Source organism: uncultured Arenimonas sp. (genome assembly GCF_963976025.1).
GTDB lineage: Bacteria > Pseudomonadota > Gammaproteobacteria > Xanthomonadales > Xanthomonadaceae > Arenimonas.
On sequence record NZ_CAXBJS010000032.1, the window covers coordinates 1 to 20,888 of the forward strand.

18 protein-coding genes and 2 pseudogenes are annotated in these 20,888 nt (G+C 70.4%); 4 read left to right on the forward strand and 16 right to left on the reverse strand.

Annotated elements, in window-relative coordinates; all coding sequences use genetic code 11:
- From AACZ35_RS03985 to AACZ35_RS04045, 13 genes and pseudogenes are all read right to left on the reverse strand, one after another.
- On the reverse strand, window positions 1-92 hold a 92-nt coding region (locus tag AACZ35_RS03985; RefSeq protein ID WP_339826380.1), incomplete at its 3' end, for a prepilin-type N-terminal cleavage/methylation domain-containing protein.
- Window positions 93-105: 13 nt separating this feature from the next.
- Window positions 106-1,305, reverse strand: coding sequence for a type II secretion system inner membrane protein GspF (gene gspF, locus AACZ35_RS03990; RefSeq protein WP_339826350.1), 1,200 nt, complete (start codon window positions 1,303-1,305; stop codon window positions 106-108).
- Window positions 1,292-2,773: a type II secretion system ATPase GspE gene (gene gspE, locus AACZ35_RS03995; RefSeq protein ID WP_339826352.1), complete on the reverse strand. Its 1,482-nt coding sequence runs from the start codon at window positions 2,771-2,773 to the stop codon at window positions 1,292-1,294. Before gspE ends, gspF begins: the two co-directional genes overlap by 14 nt.
- Window positions 2,770-4,737 carry a type II secretion system secretin GspD gene (gene gspD / locus AACZ35_RS04000; protein ID WP_339826381.1) on the reverse strand — a complete coding sequence of 656 codons (1,968 nt, stop codon included), beginning with the start codon at window positions 4,735-4,737 and terminating at the stop codon, window positions 2,770-2,772. The genes gspE and gspD overlap by 4 nt, the downstream gene beginning before the upstream one ends.
- A gap of 62 nt (window positions 4,738-4,799) precedes the next feature.
- Window positions 4,800-5,570, reverse strand: coding sequence for a type II secretion system protein N (locus AACZ35_RS04005; RefSeq protein WP_339826354.1), 771 nt, complete (start codon window positions 5,568-5,570; stop codon window positions 4,800-4,802).
- Window positions 5,570-8,154 (reverse strand): annotated as a pseudogene (locus AACZ35_RS04010) (TonB-dependent receptor). Before AACZ35_RS04010 ends, AACZ35_RS04005 begins: the two are co-directional and overlap by 1 nt.
- Window positions 8,155-8,224: 70 nt before the next feature.
- Window positions 8,225-9,691, reverse strand: coding sequence for a hypothetical protein (locus AACZ35_RS04015; RefSeq protein ID WP_339826356.1), 1,467 nt, complete (start codon window positions 9,689-9,691; stop codon window positions 8,225-8,227).
- Between the two features lie 149 nt (window positions 9,692-9,840).
- Complete coding sequence (gene nth, locus AACZ35_RS04020; RefSeq protein WP_339826357.1) at window positions 9,841-10,479, reverse strand: endonuclease III; 639 nt, start codon at window positions 10,477-10,479, stop codon at window positions 9,841-9,843.
- Window positions 10,476-11,120 carry an electron transport complex subunit RsxE gene (rsxE, locus tag AACZ35_RS04025; RefSeq protein ID WP_339826358.1) on the reverse strand — a complete coding sequence of 215 codons (645 nt, stop codon included), beginning with the start codon at window positions 11,118-11,120 and terminating at the stop codon, window positions 10,476-10,478. The genes nth and rsxE overlap by 4 nt, the downstream gene beginning before the upstream one ends.
- On the reverse strand, window positions 11,117-11,791 hold the full coding sequence (gene rsxG / locus AACZ35_RS04030) for an electron transport complex subunit RsxG (protein WP_339826360.1): 675 nt from the start codon (window positions 11,789-11,791) through the stop codon (window positions 11,117-11,119). The genes rsxE and rsxG overlap by 4 nt, the downstream gene beginning before the upstream one ends.
- Window positions 11,788-12,852: an RnfABCDGE type electron transport complex subunit D gene (locus AACZ35_RS04035; protein WP_339826362.1), complete on the reverse strand. Its 1,065-nt coding sequence runs from the start codon at window positions 12,850-12,852 to the stop codon at window positions 11,788-11,790. The genes rsxG and AACZ35_RS04035 overlap by 4 nt, the downstream gene beginning before the upstream one ends.
- Window positions 12,849-14,348: an electron transport complex subunit RsxC gene (gene rsxC / locus AACZ35_RS04040; protein ID WP_339826364.1), complete on the reverse strand. Its 1,500-nt coding sequence runs from the start codon at window positions 14,346-14,348 to the stop codon at window positions 12,849-12,851. The genes AACZ35_RS04035 and rsxC overlap by 4 nt, the downstream gene beginning before the upstream one ends.
- A gap of 17 nt (window positions 14,349-14,365) precedes the next feature.
- Complete coding sequence (locus AACZ35_RS04045) at window positions 14,366-15,148, reverse strand: enoyl-CoA hydratase-related protein (protein WP_339826366.1); 783 nt, start codon at window positions 15,146-15,148, stop codon at window positions 14,366-14,368.
- A gap of 156 nt (window positions 15,149-15,304) precedes the next feature.
- Here AACZ35_RS04045 and AACZ35_RS04050 point away from each other — a divergent pair, with 156 nt between their 5' ends.
- The 3 genes and pseudogenes from AACZ35_RS04050 to AACZ35_RS04060 all read left to right on the forward strand — a co-directional run bounded on the left by AACZ35_RS04050 (window position 15,305) and on the right by AACZ35_RS04060 (window position 17,724).
- The gene (locus AACZ35_RS04050) at window positions 15,305-16,021 is read left to right on the forward strand and encodes an FKBP-type peptidyl-prolyl cis-trans isomerase N-terminal domain-containing protein (RefSeq protein WP_339826368.1); all 717 of its coding nucleotides are present in this window, start codon (window positions 15,305-15,307) and stop codon (window positions 16,019-16,021) included.
- A gap of 49 nt (window positions 16,022-16,070) precedes the next feature.
- Window positions 16,071-16,879 (forward strand): annotated as a pseudogene (locus AACZ35_RS04055) (CoA pyrophosphatase).
- A complete protein-coding gene (locus AACZ35_RS04060) occupies window positions 16,879-17,724 on the forward strand; it encodes a sulfurtransferase (RefSeq protein WP_339826370.1) in 846 nt (281 codons plus the stop codon). Before AACZ35_RS04055 ends, AACZ35_RS04060 begins: the two are co-directional and overlap by 1 nt.
- 3 nt (window positions 17,725-17,727) lie before the next feature.
- Here the strand turns inward: AACZ35_RS04060 and AACZ35_RS04065 are convergent, their stop codons facing one another.
- Genes AACZ35_RS04065 through AACZ35_RS04075 form a run of 3 tightly spaced genes read right to left on the reverse strand, consistent with a single transcriptional unit; the run spans window position 17,728 to window position 20,333 of the window.
- A complete protein-coding gene (locus AACZ35_RS04065; protein WP_339826372.1) occupies window positions 17,728-18,111 on the reverse strand; it encodes a hypothetical protein in 384 nt (127 codons plus the stop codon).
- Entirely contained in the window at window positions 18,108-18,857 is a 750-nt protein-coding gene (locus AACZ35_RS04070) for an enoyl-CoA hydratase/isomerase family protein (protein ID WP_339826374.1), read from the reverse strand. Before AACZ35_RS04070 ends, AACZ35_RS04065 begins: the two co-directional genes overlap by 4 nt.
- A 9-nt stretch (window positions 18,858-18,866) precedes the next feature.
- Entirely contained in the window at window positions 18,867-20,333 is a 1,467-nt protein-coding gene (locus AACZ35_RS04075) for a DUF4139 domain-containing protein (RefSeq protein ID WP_339826376.1), read from the reverse strand.
- Between the two features lie 38 nt (window positions 20,334-20,371).
- Between AACZ35_RS04075 and AACZ35_RS04080 the strand changes: the two genes are divergently transcribed.
- Window positions 20,372-20,833 (forward strand): copper chaperone PCu(A)C, encoded by a 462-nt coding sequence (locus AACZ35_RS04080; RefSeq protein ID WP_339826378.1) that lies wholly within the window; start codon window positions 20,372-20,374, stop codon window positions 20,831-20,833.
- Window positions 20,834-20,888 lie beyond the last annotated feature (55 nt).

Sequence of the window (20,888 nt, forward strand, 5' to 3'; positions counted from 1 at the left end):
ACCGTGGCCAGCAAGCCGATGATCACGATCACCACCATCAGTTCGATCAGGGTGAAGCCGCGTGCGCGTCGGGGGAAGTTTCTTGCAGACATGGGTGACTCCGGTTCAGCCGATGACCAGCGTGTTGAACTGCAGGATGGGCAGCAGGATGGAAAGCACGATCACCGCGATCACGCCGCCCAGGGCGACGATGATCGCGGGCTCGAGCAGGGCCAGCAGGGTGGCGGTGAAAGCCTGGAATTCGCGGTCCAGGTAGTCGGCGGCGCGGTCGAGCAGCGGCGCCAGCCGGCCGCTGTCTTCGCCGCTGGACGCCAGCTGGAGCAGGGTGGGCGGGAAGATGGCGGCGCGGCGCATCGCCGCCGACAGGCTGCCGCCTTCGCGGATGGCCAGCACCATGCCTTCGGTAGCCTCGCGCAGGGCGCGGTTGCCGACGGTGCGGGCGGTGATCGCCAGGCCTTCCATCAGCGGCAGGCCACTGGCAACCACGGTCGCGAGGGTGCGCGCCATCAGCGCCGCGTTGACGTCGCGCACCAGGCGGCCGACCAGGGGCAGGCGCAGCACCCAACGATCAAAACGCAGGCGCGGGCCCGGTTGGCGCAGCAGGGCAGCGCCGGCAACACCTGCGACAGCACCGACCACCAGCGCGGGCAGGCCCCAGGCGGCGACGAGATCCGACAGGCTGATCACCACGCGGGTGAGCAGGGGCAGCTCGCGGCCCATGGATTCGAACTGTTCGACCACCTTGGGCACGACGAAGCCCATCAGCGCGCCAACGACGGCGGCGGCGGTGACCGCCAACGCCGCGGGATAGATAAGCGCGGTCATCAGCTTGCCGCGCAGGGCCTGCTGGCGTTCCAGCAGTTCAGCCAGGCGTTCGAGAACGGCAGGAAGCGCGCCCGCGCCTTCGCCGGCGGCGACCATGGCGCGGTAAAGCGGCGGGAAGGCGCCGGGCACGCGGCCCATGGCGTCCGACAGGCGATGGCCTTCCACCAGCCCGGCGTGCGTGCGCGACAGCGCCTCGCGCAGGCGTTTGTCTTCGGACTGGCTGGCCATGGTGCGCAGCGCTTCTTCCAGCGGCGTCACCCCGACCAGGGTGGCGAGCTGGCGCGTGGCCAGGGCCAGGGACTTGGTGCGCAGGCGCAGCGGTCTTTGGCTGCGCGGCGCGGCCGTCGCCGGCGCCAGCCGCAGCGGCACCCACTGCTTGCGCGCCAGGCGGCTGCGCGCGTCGGACTCGTCGGCGGCTTCGAGCAAGCCCTGGCGCTCGCGGCCGTCGACATCGATGGCGAGGTAGTCAAACGCCGCCATGGGCCTTCTCGTCCTGGCGGATCACCCGCAGCGCTTCTTCGACCGTGGTCTTGCCCTCGGCGACGGCGGCGCGTGCGGCGCCGGCCAGGTCGGGCGCGTGGGCGAAGGCCATCGCGGCCATGGTCGCTTCGTCGGCCTGCTGGCCGATGGCGCGGCGCATCTGTTCGTCGATGCGCACGGCTTCGTAAAGCGCCACGCGGCCCTGGTAGCCGGTGTGGCTGCAGGCGGCGCAGCCGGTGGCCTGGTGCAGCGCGCCGTCGAAATCCGGGCCCATCAGGCGCCGGCTGGTGGCGTCGGCATCGCGCGGTGCGCGGCAGTCCGGGCACAGGCGGCGCACCAGGCGCTGGGCCAGCACCAGGCGCAGGGTCGAGGCCAGCAGGAAAGGTTCGATGCCCATGTCGCGCAGGCGGGTGACCGCGCCCAGGGCGTCGTTGGTGTGCACGGTCGACAGCACCAGGTGGCCGGTGAGGCTGGCCTGCACGGCGATCTGCGCGGTTTCGGCGTCGCGGATCTCGCCGACCATCACCACGTCGGGGTCCTGGCGCAGGATGGCGCGCAGGCCGGCGGCGAAGGTCAGGCCGACCTTGGCATTGGCCTGGGTCTGGCCGATGCCGGCGATGGCGTATTCCACCGGGTCCTCGACGGTGAGGATGTTGCGGCTGCCGTCGTTGAGGCGCGCCAGGCCGGCGTAGAGCGAGGTGGTCTTGCCCGAGCCGGTGGGGCCGGTGACCAGCACGATGCCGTTGGGCTGGGCCAGGGCTTCAAGCGTGGCCTGCAGCACGTCCGGGCGCATGCCCAGTTCGTCCAGGCCCAGCAGCGCCTGGTCCTTGTCGAGCAGACGCATCACCACGCGTTCGCCGCCGCGCGCGGGCAGGGTGGACACGCGCACGTCGAGCGCGCGCTGGCCCAGGGAAATCGAGATGCGGCCGTCCTGCGGAAGGCGCTTTTCGGCGATGTCCAGGCGTGCCATCACCTTCACCCGCGACACCAGCAGCGGCGCCAGCCGCGCCGGCAGGTCCAGCACTTCGCGCATCACGCCGTCCACGCGCAGGCGCACGCGCAGGCTGGCTTCGAAGGGTTCGATGTGGATGTCGGAGGCGCCCTGGCGCGCGGCTTCGGCGATCAGGCCGTTGATCAGGCGGATCACCGGCGCGTCGTCCTGGTCGTCGAGCAGGTCGGCGCTGGCTGGCAGGTCTTCGGCCAGGGCGTCGAGCGAGGCGTTGCCGGCGTCGCCGGCCAGGGCGCCGCCCTGCAGCGCGTCACCGGCGTAGATTTCCGAAAGCCGGCGGTCGAATTCGGCGCGCGGCAGGGGCTGCACCTCGATGGCGTGGCCCAGCACGCGGCGCGCCTCGAGCAGCGCCATCGGGTCGGCGCCTTCGCGCAGGGCCACGCGGCCGCCGTCGCCGGCCAGCAGCAGGACGCCGTGGCGGCGGGCGAAGCCGTAGTCGAGGGCGGCGTGCGTGCTCATTGCGCGGGCGCCGGGGCCGGCGTCGCCGAACGCGGCGGTTCGGCGCGCAGGTAGTCCTGCACGATGGCATCGAGCGCCGCACGTTCGCCGGCGTCCACGCCCGGGTCGCGGTCGCGCATGTATTCGTAGCGCGGCGCGGTGGCTTCGCGGGCGTCGTCGGCGGTGCGCAGGATGGTCGGGCGGATGAAGATCATCAGGTTGGTGCGGGTGCGTTCGCGCTTCTTGCTGCGGAACAGGCCGCCGGCCACCGGGAGGTCGCCCAGCACCGGGATCTTGTCCACCGACAGGGATTCGCCCTGGTCGAGCAAGCCGCCGAGCACCACGATGTGGCCGTCATCCACCTGCACGGTGGTTTCGATCTCGCGCTTGTTGAGCACCACGTCGGTGGAGCCGGGCGAGAGCACGCCGGCGATGGCCGACACTTCCTGGCGCAGGGCCAGCGTGATGCCGCCGCCGGGATTGATCTGCGGCCGCACTTCGAGCTGGATGCCCACGTCCTGGCGTTCGGTGGTGCGGAAGGGGTTGGTGTTGGCGTCGCCCAGCACTTCGCCGGTGGTGATCGGCACTTCCTGGCCGACCAGGATCCGCGCCTCCTGGTTGTCCAGGGTCAGGATCGAGGGCGTGGACAGCAGGTTGGACTGATTGTCGGACTTGACCGCGGTGATGATCGCGCCGAACAGCCGGTCGCTGTTGCTGCCGCCGATGCCCAGCAGGCCGCCGGCGGTGCCGAGCAGGGACTGCAGGGCGGCCGCGCCGAGGTCTTCGGCGGCGCTGCCTTCTTCGGCGTCCTGGCCAACGGTGGCGGCCGCGGCCAGCGGCAGCAGGCCGGGCCCGTCGCCGGGGAAGTTGGTGGCGGCGAAGGGCACGTTGCCGTCCTTGCCGGCCAGCAGGAACTGCACGCCAAGCTTCTTGGCGGTGCCGTCGGAAACCTCGACGACGATGGCTTCCACCAGCACCTGCGCGCGGCGGGTGTCGAGCTGGGCGATCACGTCGGCCAGCATGCGCTGGGTTTCCGCGTCGGCGGCGATGACGATGGCATTTGCGCCCGGGAAGCGCGCCAGCTTGGCGCGGCGACCGCCGGGCAGCGACGGAGCCGCGCTGGTATCGGCATTGCCCGCGGCGGTGGCGGCCGCGGTGCCGTCGTTGTTTTCGCCCGACTGGCCCACCAATTGCTGCAGAACCGGCAGCAGCTGTTCGGCGTCGGCGTGCTGCAGGCGCACCACGCGCACGTCGCCACTGGCCGATGCGCGCTGGTCGAGGTCCACCACGACCGTGGCGATACGCTCGACCGCCGCCGGGTCGCCGCGCAGCATGATGGTGTTGCTGCTTTCGACCGCGATGACGCTGACCGTGCCGCTGCGTGCGCCCTCGCCGCCGCCAGGGGACGCCACCAGCTGGCTGACCACGCCGGCGATCTCGCGCGCAGAGCTGTTGCGCAGCGGGACGGTGCGGATGTCGCTGCGGTCCTGGTCGAGCTGGGCGACCAGCGCGCGCAGGCGCGCCAGGTTGTCGGCGTAGTCGGCGATCAGCAGGCCGTTGCCCTGGGGCGTGGGCGCGACGACGCCGCCGCGGCCGACCAGGCCCTTGAGCGTTTCCGCCGCGGCGCGGGCGTCGACATGGCGCAGGGTGAACACTTCGGTGGCGTAACCCAGGCCGTCCATGCCGGCCGAACCGGGCTGCTGGGCCGCGCCTTCGTCGGGCACCACGCGGTAGGTGTTCTGGCCGGCGGGAATCGCCACCAGGCCATTGGCGCGCAGGGTCGCCAGCAGCACGCCCAGCAGCTCGGGGGCCTGCATGCGCGACTGGCTGGTGATGGTCACCGTGCCCTGCACGCGCGGGTCGAGGATGAAGGTGCTGCCGGTGGCGCGCGACACGTCCTGGATGAAGGCGCGCAGGTCCACGCCCTGCAGGTCGAGGGCCTGGCCCTGTTCGGCGGCGGACGCTTCGTCCGCGTCCTGGGCCAGGGCCGGGACGCTGGCGAGGGCAAGGGTGAGCGCAAGGGCCAGGCAGCGGCCGGTCTGGGTGTTCACGGGGACTCCGAAGGCAGCGTGATGGTGTGGCGCGTATCGCCGCGCTCGAGCGTGAGGGTGGTGCTGGCGCCCGGTCGGCTGCCGGCTTCGAGCATGTCGCCCAGTTCGGTCAGGCGTTCGGGCGTCAGGGCCTGGCCGTTGACGGCAAGCAGGACGTCACCCGACTGCAGGCCGGCCGAACGCAGGGTCCGGCCGTCGCCGCGGGCGATGACGGTGAAGCCGTCGAGGCGGCCGCCGCGCAGGCGCGGACGCAGGCCGGCTTCGGCCAGCAGCTGTTTGGGATCGACGCGCGAACCGCTGGGCATCGGCGCACTGGCCGGCTGCGGCAGCGGCATCGCCTGCGTCATCGCACCGGCGCCGGGCAGGGCCAGGCGGGTCAGCCCGGTGGGGCCGTCGAGCACCACGTGCGTGGCTTCCACCGCGTGCAGGCGCAGGCCCGGGCGAACGCGGTCGCCGATGCCATAGGCGCGCTGTTGGCCGCCCTCGGCCAGGATGGCGCTTGAATCGCGGGGGTCGGGCGCCCGGCGCAGGCCCAGCAGGCTCAGCCCGCTGGTATCGGCGGCAACGCCGCTGCCGCCGAAGGCCAGGCGCGCCAGGGCGGGGTCGAGCGCGCGCCGGCCCGGCGCGCCGGCCGGCGCCGTGTCACCGGCGCCGACGGGAACGAACACCACCCAGGCCAGGTGCAGGCCCTGGGCGGCGAGTGCAACAAGCAGCGCGCCCTGCAGCCCCTTCAGCCAATAGCGCGTGGAGGGACGTGCGTCGGGCATCAGAACCTTGCCGTCAGGCTCAGCGAGAAGCTGGTGCCCAGGTCGTACTTGTTGATGTTGACGCGGCCGCCGCCGAGTTCCTGGTATTCCTCGTAGTCCTCGCCCAGCAGGTTGCGCGCTTCGAAGGCAAGCACCTGGTCCTGGCCGCGGTAGTTGAAGCCACGGCGCAGCACCAGGTCGACGAAGGTGCCGGGATCGTTGACCAGGTCCGGCTGGCCCGGCCGGCCGCGCGCCGAAATGCGTTCGCTGGCATGGTTGACCAGCAGGATCGCCTGCGAGCCGGTGCTGGCGTCCTCCAGGCCGAACTGCAGGTTGGCCAGGTGTTCGGACTGGCCCTGCAGCTGGCTGCCGTCGCGCACCAGCTCGGCGGCCGGGCGCGGGGAACCGCCGCCGGCCAGCGGGAACACCACGTCGTTGGCACCGACGCTGACCTCGGTGTCGGTCCAGGTGTAGTTGAAGGACAGGAACAGGCGGCTTTCGCCGAACACCGCGTTTTCGAAGGGCAGGTCGAAGTACTTCTTGAACTCGGTCTCAAGGCCGTAAAGCGTGGCCTCGGGCGCATTGATGTAGGTCTGCTGCACGGTCGAGGCGGCTTCGTTGATGATCGCCTCCACCGGCTTGTCGAGCTGCTTGTAGAAGCCGCCGACGGTCAGGTACTCACCCTCGCCGAAGTACCACTCCCAGCGCGCGTCGAAGTTGGTCAGCTCGGTATCGACCAGGTAGGGGTTGCCGATGAACAGGCGGTCGCTGTCCGGATCCAGGTACTGCTGCGGGGCCAGTTCGCGGAACTGCGGGCGGGCAATGGTGCGCGAGGCGCCGAAGCGCATCTGCATGTCCTCGTGGAAGTTCCAGGTGACGGTCGCGGCCGGCAGCAGGTAGTCGTTGTCCAGCGGCGCGGCGCTGGTCAGTGGCGTGCCGCCGAACAGGTCGATCGGGGTCACGCTCTGTTCGCCGCTTTCGTAGCGAAGGCCGGCGGTGGCGCGCAGCATCGGCGTGATCGCGGTTTCGACCTGGAAGTACATCGCCTGGGTGGACAGCTCGCCGTCGTAGGCGGCGGCGCCGTCGGCACCGGTGGTTTCGCGCAGGCCCAGCAGGCCCGGGCCGATGTTGGGGTTGGACAGCAGGAAGTCGATGCGCTGCATCTGGATCGCCAGCGGCAGGGCGCCGTCAAGGGCCAGGAAGCGGAACTCGCGCGCCCAGGCCGAACGATCGTTGTCCGACCAGGCCAGGCCGGCGCTGAGCTGCCAGTCGCGGGCGTCGGTGGCCAGCAGGTAGCCGAAGTCCACGGCGGCGCTGGCGACGGTGTCCTCGACCTGGCTGAAGCGGGTGTAATTCTGCTCCTGCGAAGCGTTGTGCAGGAACACGCCGTCCACCAGGCGGTAGCGGATGCCCTTCTCGTAGGGAGCTTCGCGGGTGGTCTCGGCCCAGGCGGCACGCCAGTCGATGGTGAAGTCGCCGTATTCGCCGAAGGCGTGCTTGCCGGCCAGCTGGGTGTTGAGCAGTTCGCGCTCGTACCACTCGGTGTAGTCGTCGCGCACGGTGGCGCCGGCGGCTTCGTCGTTGCCAAAGCGCGTGCGCGCTTCCTTGGTGGTGCTGTGCACGTAAAGGTTGGTCCAGCGCAGTTCGTGCTGGTCCCAGTCCATGCCCAGGCCGAGCAGGGCATTGACGTTGACGTCGTTCTGGGTGGAGGCGAAGGCGTAGTCAGTGCGCGGCGAGATGACGCCGTTCTCGACGATGCCTTCCTGCTGCTCGCCGACGCGGGTCTGCCAGCTGCTGTCGATGCCGGCGACGCCGATGACGCCCAGGCGGCCGTTGCCGAGGTCGAACTTGCGGCCGCCGGCGATTTCGGCGTTGTAGTCGGGGTCGATGCTGTCGTCGCGCTGCATCAGGTTCAGCGGCGCGTTCACCAGGCTGCGGCCGATGGCATCGAGCTGCGCATGTCGCGGGTGCCGTCGTCGTAACCCAGGAAATCGGTCTCGGAGCCGTAGTAGGTCAGGCCCGAGGCAAAGGTCGTTTCGGTGTCGCCGCCGGTGCCCACGGACACCGAGAAGAACGGATCTTCCGGCACGGCAACGGTCTGCAGGTCGATGATGCCGCCGCCGAATTCACCGGGGTAGCGCACCGAGTAGGTCTTCTGGACAACCACGCTGTCGACGATGCTGCTGGGGAACAGGTCCAGCGGAACGACGCGCTGCAGCGGTTCCGGGCTGGGCAGGGCCGAGCCATTGAGCACCGCCGCGGAATAACGTTCGCCCAGGCCACGCACGTACACGAACTTGCCGCCCACCAGGCTCAGGCCGGCAACGCGGGACAGGGCTTCGGCGGCGTTGCCGTCGCCGGTGCGCTTGAAGTCCTCGGGGGTCAGCACCGACACCACTTCGGAGGTCTCGAGCAGGGGCTGCGGAATGTATTCGCCCACCACCTCGACTTCGTCGAGTACCGACGGCTGTTCGGCGATTTCATCAAGCTCCGCCTCCGACACGGTCGGGGCGGCGGTCACGTCCTGCGCCAGCAGCAGCTTCGGGGCCAGCAGGGCGGAGATCGCGAGGAAAAGCCCGGTGCGGGCAAGCGGGGACTTCAACATTGGGGGCCTCGGGGAAAGTCGGGGTCGGCGCAAGGCCGGACGGCGGGGAAACCCCGCCGTCCGGAGGTGCTCAGCAGGGGTTCGCGGCGGTAAGGCCGCAGGTCCAGCCCTGCCACCAGTTGTCGTTGGCGTCGCGGACTGCGCCGATGTAGTTCACCTGGGTGAAGAAGGGGCTGATCGAGGTGAGGTTGACGAAGGCCGGGACCGCCGACTCGTTGGCACCGTTGACGAAGGTGTTCACGAGCGTGGAGGTGCCGTTGGCGGTGTTGTTGCTGCCGGCGTTGAACAGCGCGGCGGCGGCTCCGTTGGCGTCGTCGTCGAACGGCTGCGGGCAGGAGAAGAACACCGAGTTGAACGAGCCGGTGGTGGTGGCGTCGTCGACGTCCAGGCACGAGGCGCCGGCACCGGAGCCGCCGGCGACCTTGGTCACCACGGCGTTGTAGTACTGGTTGTTGGTGCCGGAGTTCATGACGATGCCGGCGCCGCCGCCGGCGCGGCCGACGTAGGTAACGTTGGCGAACTTCGGGTTCGAGGCCGGCGTGCGGGTCGAGGCGCTGGTCTCGTTCATGCGGTCGCCGCCGTTGGCGCGCTGCACGATGATGCCGAACTGCAGGGCGCCGTTGTAGCCGACGTCGGTGTCGAAGCTGTCGTCGTCGTTGCCGGTGGCCACCAGGTACTTGGAGTTGACCGTGCCGCCGAACCACTCGAAGCCGTCGTCCGAGCTGTTGTGCACCTGCACGTACTCGAAGGTCGTGCCGTTGCCGATGCCGGCCAGCGTGATGCCGTTGAGCTCGTTGTTGGGCAGGATCTGGAAGCCCGAGTGCATGATGCGGAAGTAGCGGATGCGGCCGGTGTTGTCGCCCGCCTGGTTGCCGCCGTAGAAGGCATTGGTGCCTTCAACCTGGGCTTCGCAGGTCGGGGTGCCCGGCGTCGCGGTGCCCGGGCAGTTGCTGATCGGCGCGCGGCCCAGCAGCACGAGGCCGCCCCACTGGCCGATCGAGTCGATGGTGGTGGTGCCTTCGACGCTCTGGCGGCTGGTGAAGACGATCGGCTCGCTGGAGGTGCCTTCGGCGAACAGCTGCGAACCGCGGTTGACGACCATGTAGTCCAGGCCGGCGGCGCCGAACACGGTGACGCCCGGCTCGACGGTCAGGATGCCCTTCTCGCGGCCGGCGATCGGGTTGGCGGCGTCGCCACCCTGGTCGTCGCCCACGTCAACGCGGCCGGAGATCGAATAAACGGTGCCGTCGCGCTTGGGAATGACCAGGTTGCCGGTGATCTTGTTCGGCAGCTGGCAGTTGCGCAGCGTGGCGTTGGCCACGGTGCCCACGTTGGCGAAGCCGGCCGGGCAGTCGGCGGCCGGGCCACCGGTCGGCGGCGGCGGGGGCGGCGGCGGCGGGGGCGGGGGCGGAGGCGGCGGCGGGAAGGCGCCCTGACCGGGCGAGGCGACTTCGACGGCGCCATCGGAGCATGCGCCCAGCGCCAGAACGGCGCCGAACGTCAGCAAGAGCAATTGGGTTTTGTTGCGGACGGCCATTTGAAAGGTCTCCAACGGATGGGGTGCGGGCTGCGGCGTGCTGCCGTCGTGCCAGGCGAGGTCGCGGGTCCATGCCGGTGAAGATTGGCAACGGTGTGATTCCCGCTGCCGGTTTTATAGGGGCGTCATGTGACGCCCGGCTGACAGAATCAAGACAGCGCTGTCTTATCCCGGTATCTGCACAGGTCCCGGATGACACAATTGGGACAGTCGGGCTTGCGTGCCTTGCACACGTAGCGGCCGTGCAGGATCAGCCAGTGGTGGGCGTCGAGCCGGTATTGCACCGGCACCGCCTTCATCAATTTGTCTTCTACCGCGCGTACGGTCTTTCCGGGTGCCAGCCCCGTGCGGTTGGACACCCGGAAAATATGCGTGTCCACGGCGATCGTCGGCTCGCCGAAGGCCGTGTTGAGCACCACGTTGGCCGTCTTGCGGCCGACGCCGGGCAGCGCTTCGAGCGATTCACGGTCGCGTGGCACCTCGCCGCCGTGTTGTTCGACCAGGATGCGGCAGGCCGCGATGACGTTGGCGGCCTTGGCGTTGTACAGGCCGATGGTCGAGATGAACTTCTTCAGGCCCTCTTCGCCCAGCGCGAGGATGGCGGCCGGCGTATTGGCCACCGGGAACAGCCGCCGCGTCGCCTTGTTGACGCCGACGTCGGTGGCCTGCGCGGACAGCGTGACCGCCACCAGCAGTTCGAAGGGCGTGCTGTATTCGAGCTCGGTGGTCGGTTTGGGATTGAGTTCGGCCAGGCGCGCGAACAGTTCGATCCGATCGGCTGCCTTCATGCCGCGCCACCCGCAGCGCGTTGGCGCCAGGCCTGGCGGATCGCCACCAGCCCGGCCAGCACCACGAAGGCGCCGACCGGCAGGATCGCCAGCACGAAGCCCGGGTAACCTTCCGCCGCCAGTTCCAGTCCGGGCAGGCCGAGCAGTGCGCCGGCGCCGGCGAACAGGCTGCCTTCGCCGATCATTTCGCGCAGGGCGCCGATAAGCAGCAGCACCCACAGGAAGCCCAGGCCGATCGCAAGCCCGTCGAGTGCGGCCCGGGCCGGGTTGTTGCGCGAAGCAAAGGCTTCGGCCCGGCCCATCAACGCGCAGTTGGTGACGATAAGCGGGATGAACAGGCCCAGCACCGCATGCAGCTGCGGCAGGAAGGCGCGCATGGCAAGTTCGATCGAAGTCACCACCGCCGCGATGACCATGATGAAGGCGGGGATGCGCACGTCGCGCCGGGTCAGCTTGCGGATGCCCGCCACCGCGGTGTTGGTGACCAGCAATGCCAGCACCGTCGCCAGGCCCAGGCCCAGCGCATTGACCGCGTTGTTGCTGACCGCCAGCAGCGGGCACAGGCCCAGCAGCTGCACCAGGCCGACGTTGCCGCTGGACAGGCCGTATTCGAGGATGGCGCGGGGCGTGGCGGAGCTCATCGGGCGGGCGGTGGGTCGACGGGGGCGTCGTCGAAGGAAAGTGTAGCGCCGGCGTCGGCGGCGCGGACGGCGTCACCGTGCGCGGCGACGAAGTCGAGCACGCGACGCACCGCGGACACCACGGCGCGCGGCGTCAGCGTGGCGCCGGCGAACTGCGGGAAATGGCCGCCGTCGCGCTGCACGCGCCAGCGTTCGCGCGCAGGGTCGGCCAGCGATCGTCCTTCGAAGCCAAGGATCCAGTCGCTGCGCCCGGCTTCGATGTCGTCGCCCAGGCCGGGCGTTTCCTGGTGGGCGGTGATGCGCACGCCCAGCACGGTGCCGGCGGGATCCACCGCCACCAGCAGGCGGATCGGGCCCGAATAACCGTCCGGCGCGGTGGCTTCAAGCACCAGCGCCGATGTTTGGCCTTCGAGCCTTGCGCGATGCACCGTCGCGGTGGGCTGGCCCAGCCAGGCGGGTGCATTCACCGTCACGCTGTCGGCGATCGGGTCGTTGTCGTAGCGGTCGGCGGGCAGCACGATTTCCAGCGCCTGCAGTCGCGCCTGGCGTTCGCTTTGGGCGATGCGGTCGCGGGTAAGCGCCCAGGTGCCGGCCAGCAGCACCGCCGCGGCCAGGCCGGCCAGGGCCAGCTGGGCGCCGGCGCGCAGCGATTCGCGCAGGCTGGTTTTCATGGCGCGGCGTCCCCGTTGGGCGCGCGGCCTTCGCCCAGGATGCGCGGGCGCGTATGCGCATCAATCCACGGCGCCGCGCAGTTCATCAGCAACACGGCGAAGGCGATGCCATCCGGAAAGCCACCCCAGCGCCGGATCGCCAGGGTCAGCAGCGCCACGCCTGCGCCGAACACCAGGCGCCCGCGCGGCGTCGTGCAGCCGCTGACCGGGTCGGTGGCGATGAAAAACGCCGCCAGCACCAGGCCGCCGGAAAACACGTGCTGCAGCGGGAAGGGATGCAGGTCCGGATCGGCCAGCCAGAACGGCAACGCCAGCAGCACCACCGTTCCCAGGGTCGCCACCGGCACCTGCCAGGGGATGACCCGCTTGAACAGCAGGAACAAACCACCCAGCGCGAAGAAGTTGGCGACCCACTCCCAGCCGCGGCCGCCGAAATCACCGAACACCGGCACGTCGCGGATTTCCGCCAGGGTCGCGCCCTGGCTGCCGAGCGTGCGCACGGTGTCGAGCGGCGTTGCCTGCGCCAGCGTGTCCCAGCCCCAGGGCGCCGGCAACTGGCCGGTGAAAACGGCGACCAGGGTGTCGGCCAGGCCCGGCGTGCCCATTGCCTGGTCCAGCCCCGCCGGCGCCAGCCACTGCGTGAATACGCGCGGGAAGGCCAGCAGCACGACCGCAAGGCCGACCATAGCCGGGTTGAACAGGTTGTGGCCCAGGCCACCGAACAGATGTTTGGCGAACACGATCGCCGCCAGCATGCCGATCGCCGCCAGCCACCACGGCGCCAGCGGCGGCAGGCACAGTGCGAACAGCACGGCGGTGAGCGGCGCGCTGAGGTCGGTAAGGAAAGGCCGCACCGGTTTGCCGCGCAGCTTCAGCATCGCGGCTTCGAAGCTCATCGCGAACGCAGCCGCCAGCAGGATCTGCACGAAGATGCCGGGACCGAAGAACCAGCCATGCGCCAGCACGCCCGGCACCAGCGCCAGCAGCACCAGGCCCATGGTGCCGCGCACGCTGCGCCGCGGCGGCAGGTGCGGGGCCGGTGCGGTGTCGAAGGTCCTCACGGGCGCTCGCCGGCGTCGTCGGACGCGGCGCGTTTGGCGCGGGCGCGTTCCAGCGCCGCCGCCACGGCATCCGGGCTGGCGGCGGCCTTGCGTGCGGCCAGGCGCGCTTCGCGTTCGCGCGATTCGCGCTCGAGGCGTTCGCGGCGGCCCTCGAAGCGCAGGCGGGCAGCTTCGGCATTCGCGGCATCGGCGTCGCGCGCCAGCAATTCACCCTTGGCCAGGCGGAATTGCTGGGTCAGCGGGATATGGCTGGGGCAGGCGAGGTCGCAACAGCCACATTCGATGCAGTCGAACAGGCCTTGTCCGCGCGCCTCGTCCAGGCGACCGGCGCGTGCCTGCCAGAGCAGCTGCTGCGGCAGCAGCCGCGACGGGCAGGCGCTGGCGCAGTCGCCGCAGCGGATGCAGGGCATTTCATCGTCGTCCCGGCGAAGCTGTGCTTCGCCGAGCACCAGCACGCAGTTGTGGGTCTTGCCGACGGCGAAATCGTCGTGGGGCAGGGCGGTGCCCATCATCGGCCCGCCCAGCATCAGCCGGCGCGCGCCCGGCGTGTAACCACCGGCGTGTTCGACCAGGTCGCTCACCCGCATGCCCAGCGGCACGATGAAGTTGCCCGGTTTCGCCACGCCCGGGCCGGTGACGGTGACCACGCGCTCGAACAGGGCTTCGCCCAGCACCACCGCGCGCCAGGCCGCACGCACGGTGGCGACGTTGAGCACGATCACGCCGATGTCGCGTGGCAGGCCGCCGCGCGGCACCTCCTGGCCGGTCAGCACCTGGATCAGCTGGCGTTCGCCGCCTTCGGGGTAACGCGTGGGCACCGCCACCAGTTCGACCAGGTCCTGGCCAAACGCCTGCACGGCTGCGCTACAGGCGGCGAGTGCCTCGCGCATGCTGTCCTCGACCGCCAGCAGTACGCGCGCCGCGCCGCTGGCACGGGCCATCAGCCGGGCGCCGCGTACGACCTCGTGTGCATGTTCGCGCAGCAGGGCGTCGTCGCAGGCGATCCAGGGTTCGCATTCGGCGCCGTTGATCACCAGCGTCGCGCGCGTGGCCGCCAGCTTGCCGGCGGTAGGAAAACCGGCGCCGCCCAGGCCGACCACCCCGGCGTCGCGGATGCGCGCGCGCAGGGTGTCGGCGTCGGCATCTTCGGGCAGTGCCGGCAAGGACTGCACCGGTCCCTCGTCCGCGGCTTCGATCACGATGTGGGGGACTTCGATACCCGACGTGCCCGGCAGCGGCCGCCCCTCGATGGCGCCCACCCGCCCGGTCACCGGCGAATGCAGGTCGGCGCCGGCGCCGCCTTCGGCGATGGCGATGCGCTGCCCGCGGACCACGTCATCACCCGCCGCCACGCAGGGTTCGGCCGGCAGGCCGGCATGCTGCAGCACCGAAAGGTACAGCCGCGCCGGCGGTGGCAGCCGGCGCAGCCCGCCGTCGGTGGACTCGGCCTTGTGGCCGGGCAGGTCCAGGCCGCCGTGGAAACGATGCAGGTGCACGGCCGGCGCGGGTCCGCTCAGCGGCCGGTGAAGCTGGGCTTGCGGCGGGCCAGGAAGGCGTCGGTGCCTTCTTTCATGTCCTGGGTCGAGAAGGTGACCGCGAAGACCTGGGTTTCATGGTCAAGCCCGGAATCGATCGGCGCCTCGCCGCCCAGCACGATGGCGTCGAGGATGCCGCGCAGCGCCAGCGGCGCCGAATTGGCCAGCTGGCTGGCCAGGGCGTCCACTTCGGCGTCGAGCTGGTCGGCCGGCACCACCTTGGTGACCACGCCCAGCCCGGCCGCGCGTTCGGCGTTGATCGGCGCACCCAGCAGGCACAGTTCCAGGGCAACCCCTCGCCCGGCCAGGCGCAGCAGGCGCTGGGTGCCGCCGAAACCGGGCACCAGGCCCAGGTTGATCTCGGGCTGGCCGACCTTGGCGGTGTCGGCGGCGATGCGCAGGTGGCAGGCCATGGCCAGTTCCAGGCCACCGCCCAGCGCAAAGCCGTTCAGGCGTGCGATGACAGGCTTGCCCAGGCGTTCGATGCGGGTCATCAGGGCCTGGCCGTGGGCGGAGAAGTCACGCGCCTGGGCTGGGCTGAGGCCGTTCATTTCGGCGATGTCGGCGCCGGCGACAAAGGCCTTGGGCCCGGCGCCGGTGAGTACGACCACGCGCACCGACGCGTCGGTGGCCGCATCGGAGAAGGCGGCGTGCAGTTCGGTCAGGGTTTCGCGGTTGAGCGCGTTGAGCTTGTCGGGGCGGTTGAGCGTGATGCGGCGGATCCCGTCCTTGTCCTCGACGAGCAGGGTATTGAAGGCCATTTCGTAAAACTCCGTTAAGCGGGGAACTCGGGGCGTGCGCACCGGTCGCAAAGGGGCCGGTGGCGTGATGTCAGTGGCGGTTCAGCCGCGCGGGGGCTATCCTAGCGCGGCATTCGGGGCACCACACCGCCCCATTCAACCAACGGAGATTCCCTGATGAAGTTGCGTCTGTTCGCTGCCTGCCTGGCGGCTTTTGGTCTGAGTGCCGGCGTTGCGCTGGCCCAGTCCGCCCCGGCCAATGCGCCGACGCCCCCGCCGGCCAACAAGCCGGTGCTGAGCTACGCCATTGGTTATGACCTGGGCAAGGATCTGGCCGACCAGAAGGTTGACGTCGACATCAACCAGGTCATCAAGGCCCTGCAGGACGGCTTCGCCAAGCGCGCGCCGGCCCACCCGCAGGACCAGATGGACGGCCAGCTGGCCGGCCTCCAGCAGCGCATGGTCGCCCAGGCCCGCGCAGAGTTCGAGCGCGTCGCCAACGAAAACAAGGCCAAGTCCGACGCTTTCCTGGCCGCCAACCGCGGCAAGCCGGGCATCACCGTGCTGCCCAGCGGCATCCAGTACCGCGTGATCGAAACCGGTTCGGGCGCCAAGCCGACCCCGGCCAGCACCGTGACCATGCACTACCGTGGTTCGGTGTCCACCGGCCAGGAGTTCGCCAACACCTACGCCCAGCAGAACCCGACCCCGGCCTCGTTCAAGGTCAGCGAGTTCCCGATCCGCGGCGTCCAGGAAGTCCTGGTGCTGATGCCGGCCGGCTCGCGCTGGGAAGTGTTCCTGCCGTCCGACAAGGCCTTTGGCAACGACCCGCGTTCGCCGGTCGGCCCGGGCCAGGCCCTGGTCTTCGACATCAAGCTCGAAGGCGTCCAGTAATAACCGCGGGGCTGCGCCGGCGACGGCGCGGCCCCTGCGTCTTGACCTGATGTCCACCACCCCCGGCTACCGTCGCGCCGTGCTCAGTCCCTGCATCGGCATCTGTGAGCTTGATGCCAGCGGCCACTGCGAAGGCTGCCACCGCAGCGTGGCCGAGATTGCCCGCTGGTCGCAGATGGGCGACGACGAACGCCTCCAGATCATGGAAACCGTGCTGCCGGCCCGCGAGGCGCTGCGCGTGTGAAGCCGCCGTTCGAACTGCTCGAACGGATTCCCCAAGCCCTGCATCCGCTGGACCGGCCTCCGCCCGGCCCGGGCTGGAACCATGCCGAACTTGCCGACCTGCTGCCCGCCGGGCTGCCGCTGCGGCAGGCCGCGGTGCTGGTGGCCCTGGTCGAACGCCCCGGTGGCCCGCAGGTACTGCTGACCCGCCGCACCGAAGCCCTGCGCCACCACGCCGGCCAGATCGCCTTTCCCGGCGGCCGCATCGAAAACAGCGACGCCGACCCGGTGGAAGCCGCCCTGCGCGAAGCCCACGAGGAAGTTGGCCTAGCGGGCGCGCTGTCGACGCCGCAGGGTTACCTCGACCCCTTCGTCACCATCACCGGCTTCCACGTATTCCCGGTGGTGGCCAGCGTGCGCGACGGTTTCCGCGCCGCGCCCGACCCGAACGAAGTGGCCGAAGCCTTCGAAGTGCCGCTGCATTTCCTGCTCGACCCGGGAAACGTGCGCGCGCTGGACGTGGACTTCCAGGGACGCCAACGGCGCATACTTGAATTCCGCTACGGCGGGCATCGCATCTGGGGCGCCACGGCCGCGATGCTGGTCAATTTCAGGCAACGACTGGAGCAGGGCTGATGCACTGGACCACCTTGGTTTCCGCGCAGGACCTGGCCGCCCACCTGGGCAAGCCGGGACTGGTGCTGGTTGATTGCCGGCACGCCCTGTCCGACGTCGATGCCGGTGAAGCCGCCTGGGCACGGGGCCATTTGCCCGGTGCGGGCCACGCCCACCTCGAACGCGACCTGTCGCGCCCCGGCCCGGCGTCCGAAGGGCGGCACCCGATGCCCACCGAGGCGCAGTTCGCCGCGCTGCTCGGCCGCTTGGGCATCACGCCCGGCGACCAGGTGGTGGCCTACGACGAAGACAGCGGCGCCATGGCGGCGGCGCGGTTCTGGTGGCTGCTGCGCCTGTTCGGCCATGCCCGCGTGGCGGTGCTCGACGGCGGTTTCGCGCACTGGCGTGCGCTGGGCCTGCCGGTGGATACGCGCGAACCAACGCCGGTGCCGGCCTATCCCGGCCACTACGACCGCAACGCTTACCTGTCCACGGAGCAGGTGCAGGCGCGGCTGGGCGAAGCACCGGGCTGGCTGCTCGATGCGCGGCCGCCGGAGCGTTTCCGCGGCGAATTCGACAACCTCGATCCGGTCGCCGGCCACATTCCCGGCGCCGGCAACCGTCCGTTTCCCGCCAACCTGAGCGAAGGCCGCTTCCAGCCGCCCGACGAACTCCTGCGTCAGTTCACCCGCCTGCTGCAGGGCCGCAAGCCCGAAGACGTGGTGCTGTCCTGCGGCTCCGGCGTCACCGCCTGCCACAACCTGCTGGCGATGGAACATGCCGGCCTGCACGGCGCGCGCATCTATCCGGCCTCGTGGAGCGGCTGGGTGGCCGATCGTTCGCGGCCGGTCGCCACCGGCGCCTGAGGCCTACAGCGAATAGCTGTCGCGGTCGGGGCGCATCGGCAGGATTTCCACGCGCACCAGTTCGTGACCGTCCACGGTCATGCGCCAGCGGCCCTGCGAAAGATGCGGTGGCTTCTGCACCTTGAAGCGCGCGCTGAACAGGCCGACGCCGATGCTGAAACCTTCCTTGTCGAAGCCGTGCACCGGGCCCTGGATGCGCGTGCGCGAGCCTTCGCTCACGCGTTCGTAGTTGGCCTGGCCGTCGGGCTGCAGCACCAGGCGCACGCCGTCGCCGCGCCAGTGCCCGATGTACTGCGAATAGTCGGCGGGAACCGGCTCCCGGCAAGCCGCCAGGGCCAGGCAGGCCCAGGCGATGACCGCCGGCGCGAGCCAGCGGCGTGCCCTCACTTGCCCAGCCGGGCGACCAGGGCCTGCAGGGCGGCCTGGGTTTGCGGCGAATTCCACTCGTCCAGGAAACCGTCGAGGTCGTCGTCGTGGAAGGACGAAAGCGCCGACACCAGGTCGGCCCGGGCCAGGGCGCGGGTGGCCAGCATCGCCTGCGCGGGCAGCTTCAGCAGTTCTTCCAGCCAGACCAGGGCGCGCTGGCTGACATGTTCGGCGTCGGTCAGTTCGTCGACCAGGCCATAGGCCAGGGCCTGTTCGGACTCGACCAGTTCGCCGGCCACCAGCAGGCGTTCGGCCCGGTAGGTGCCGACCACGCGGCGCATCAGGTGCTGGATGGCGTCGGGCGCGACCAGGCCCACCTGCACTTCGTTCAGGCCGATGCGGAAGGGGCCGCGCGCCATGATGCGGTAGTCGCAGCACAGCGCCAGCACGCAGCCGCCGGCCGGACTGTGGCCGGTCAGGGCGGCGACCACCGGTACCGGCGAAGCGGAGATGGCGCGGGCGGCGGCGAACAGCGAGGCCCAGCCGGCCTTCAAACCGGCGGCGTCGAGCGACATCAGGTGCGGCACGTCCATGCCGGCTGAAAACACCTTGGCGCCACCGGACAGGATGATGGCGCGCGCGCCTTCCTTGGGCGCCGATTCCACCGCGGTGCGCAGGGCCGACAGCAGTTCCGGCGTCAGTGCATTGACCGGGGGGCGGGCCAGCTGGATTTCATGGATGGATCCGTGGCGATGGATCTGGAGCATGGCGGGACCTCAGGGCAGGCGGACGTCGGGGGCCCAACGATAGCGCACCGTGTAACGCAGCTGGGTCTGGCCACCGGCGGGCACCGCCACTTCGAAGCCGGCGGCCTGGGCGTCGAGCTTCTTCGCCGGCACGCTGCTTTGCGTGATTTCCCAGTCGGTCCAGCGCGACAGCACTTCACGCACGTGCACCGTCGCCGCCTCGTCCTTGGCGTTGCGCAGGGTCAGCACGATGCTTTCGGTCATCGTGCGGCCGCTGCGGTCGAGCTGGAAGTCGGTGCGTTCGCGTTCGGCGGTGATGTCGAAGACCGTGCCCAGCGCCAGCGAAACTTTCGCCTGTGCCGGCGTGTGGCCCAGCGCGGCTTCACCCAGGAAGTCCTTGCCGTCGAACACGCGCACGCGGCCGGCGGGCAGGGGCAGGCCGAGGCCGGCGGATTTCGCGTTCTCGAAGTTCAGGTTCGCGATGACCGGCTGCCCGCCTTCCTGGCGGTTGTAGTTGGGGTCGATCATCGGCTGCGGCGGCTGCCATTCGCCCATCGGCGAGCGGGTTTCGTAGAGGCGTTCGCAGGCGACGCCGGTGGCGGCGTCCACCAGCGGCAGGCACTGCACGCTGCCGGTGGGCAGGTCGCCGGTGCCGGGCAGGCGGTAGGCGTGGTATTCACCCGAGGCCTCGGGCGAGGGCGCGGCGTCGGCAACCATCATGCGTTCGGCCTTGGCGGCCATCGGCGCGGCGTAACCACCTTCGGAAACGCGGTTGGGCTGGCCGGCGACCAGGCTCAGGCCAACACTCTTGAAGTCCATGCCCGAGGTATTGGCCACCATCGCGGCGCCGTCGAAGTCCATGCGGCAGGCCTTGCCCTGGCCGCGCAGCGTGGCCTGGTATTCGGCGCGCCAGGCCAGGCCGCCGGTGGCGTAGCTGAGGTCGAAACTTTCGCGGCCCGCAGACGGGGAGGCAATCGTCCAGGCCAGGCCGGGTTCGGCGGCCAGGCCTTCGGGCAGGGCCGGCAGTTCGAAGCTGGCGTAGCTGGAAAGCACCTTCACGCGGCCGTCGGGCAGCTGCAGGGTGAGGCCGTTGCCGGCGGCCAGCAGGGTGCCGGTATGGCGTTCGAGGCCGTTGCCGACGCCCTGTTCAACGGTGACGGTCTGGCCGATCGCCCGGCGCAGCAGCGCGTCCTGGTCGGCGAGGGCGAAGTCGTAGCGCTGGCCGCGCACGCTGGCCTTGCCGCGCGGCTCCAGGCGCACCGAACTGGCATCCAGGGCCTGCGGCAGGCGCGAATAACGCACGGTGTTGTCGCCGGACTTCAGGTCCCAGGCCAGGGGCGTGTCCACGAGGGCGTGGCCGGCGTTGGCGGGATAGCCGCCGGAGCGGGCGACGGCATCAAAATCACCGCTGTAGATGGTCAGGCGGGTCGGTTCGGTGGCCATGGCCGGAGTAACCAGGGCGGCGGCGGTGGCCAGGGCAAGCAGGTGGCGGTTCATTCAGTGCTCCCATGCAGTCGTCGGATTATCATAGGCCCATGAACGTACGACGCTTCCCTGTGGGGTTGGCCCTGTTGATGCTGGCTTCAGTTCCGGCCTTCGCCGCCGCCGCGCCGGTGGCCGCCGACGACTGCCGGCCCACCATTGAATCGCCCTGGGTGCGCGCCGCGCCGCCGGGCGCCAGGTCACTGGCGGCCTACCTGGTGCTGCGCAACGACTGCAAGACCGCGGTGGAAGTGGTGGACGTGGAAAGCCTGGACTTCGGCATGCCGATGATCCACCGCACCGTCGAAGAAGGCGGCGTTAGCCGCATGCGACCCGCCGGCAAGCTGGTGCTGGCGCCGGGCGAATCGCTTCGCTTCGAACCCGGCGGCCTGCACCTGATGCTGATGCGGCCGCTGCGGCCGCTGGCCGAGGGTGACGTGGCGCGCGTGCGGCTGGTGTTGGCCGACGGCCGGCGCCTGTTCGCCGAGTTCCCGGTGCGCCGCTCGGCGCCCTGAAGCACTCAGCCCGCGCAGGCGGCGAGCACGGTTTCCGGCAGCGGCACCGACTGGC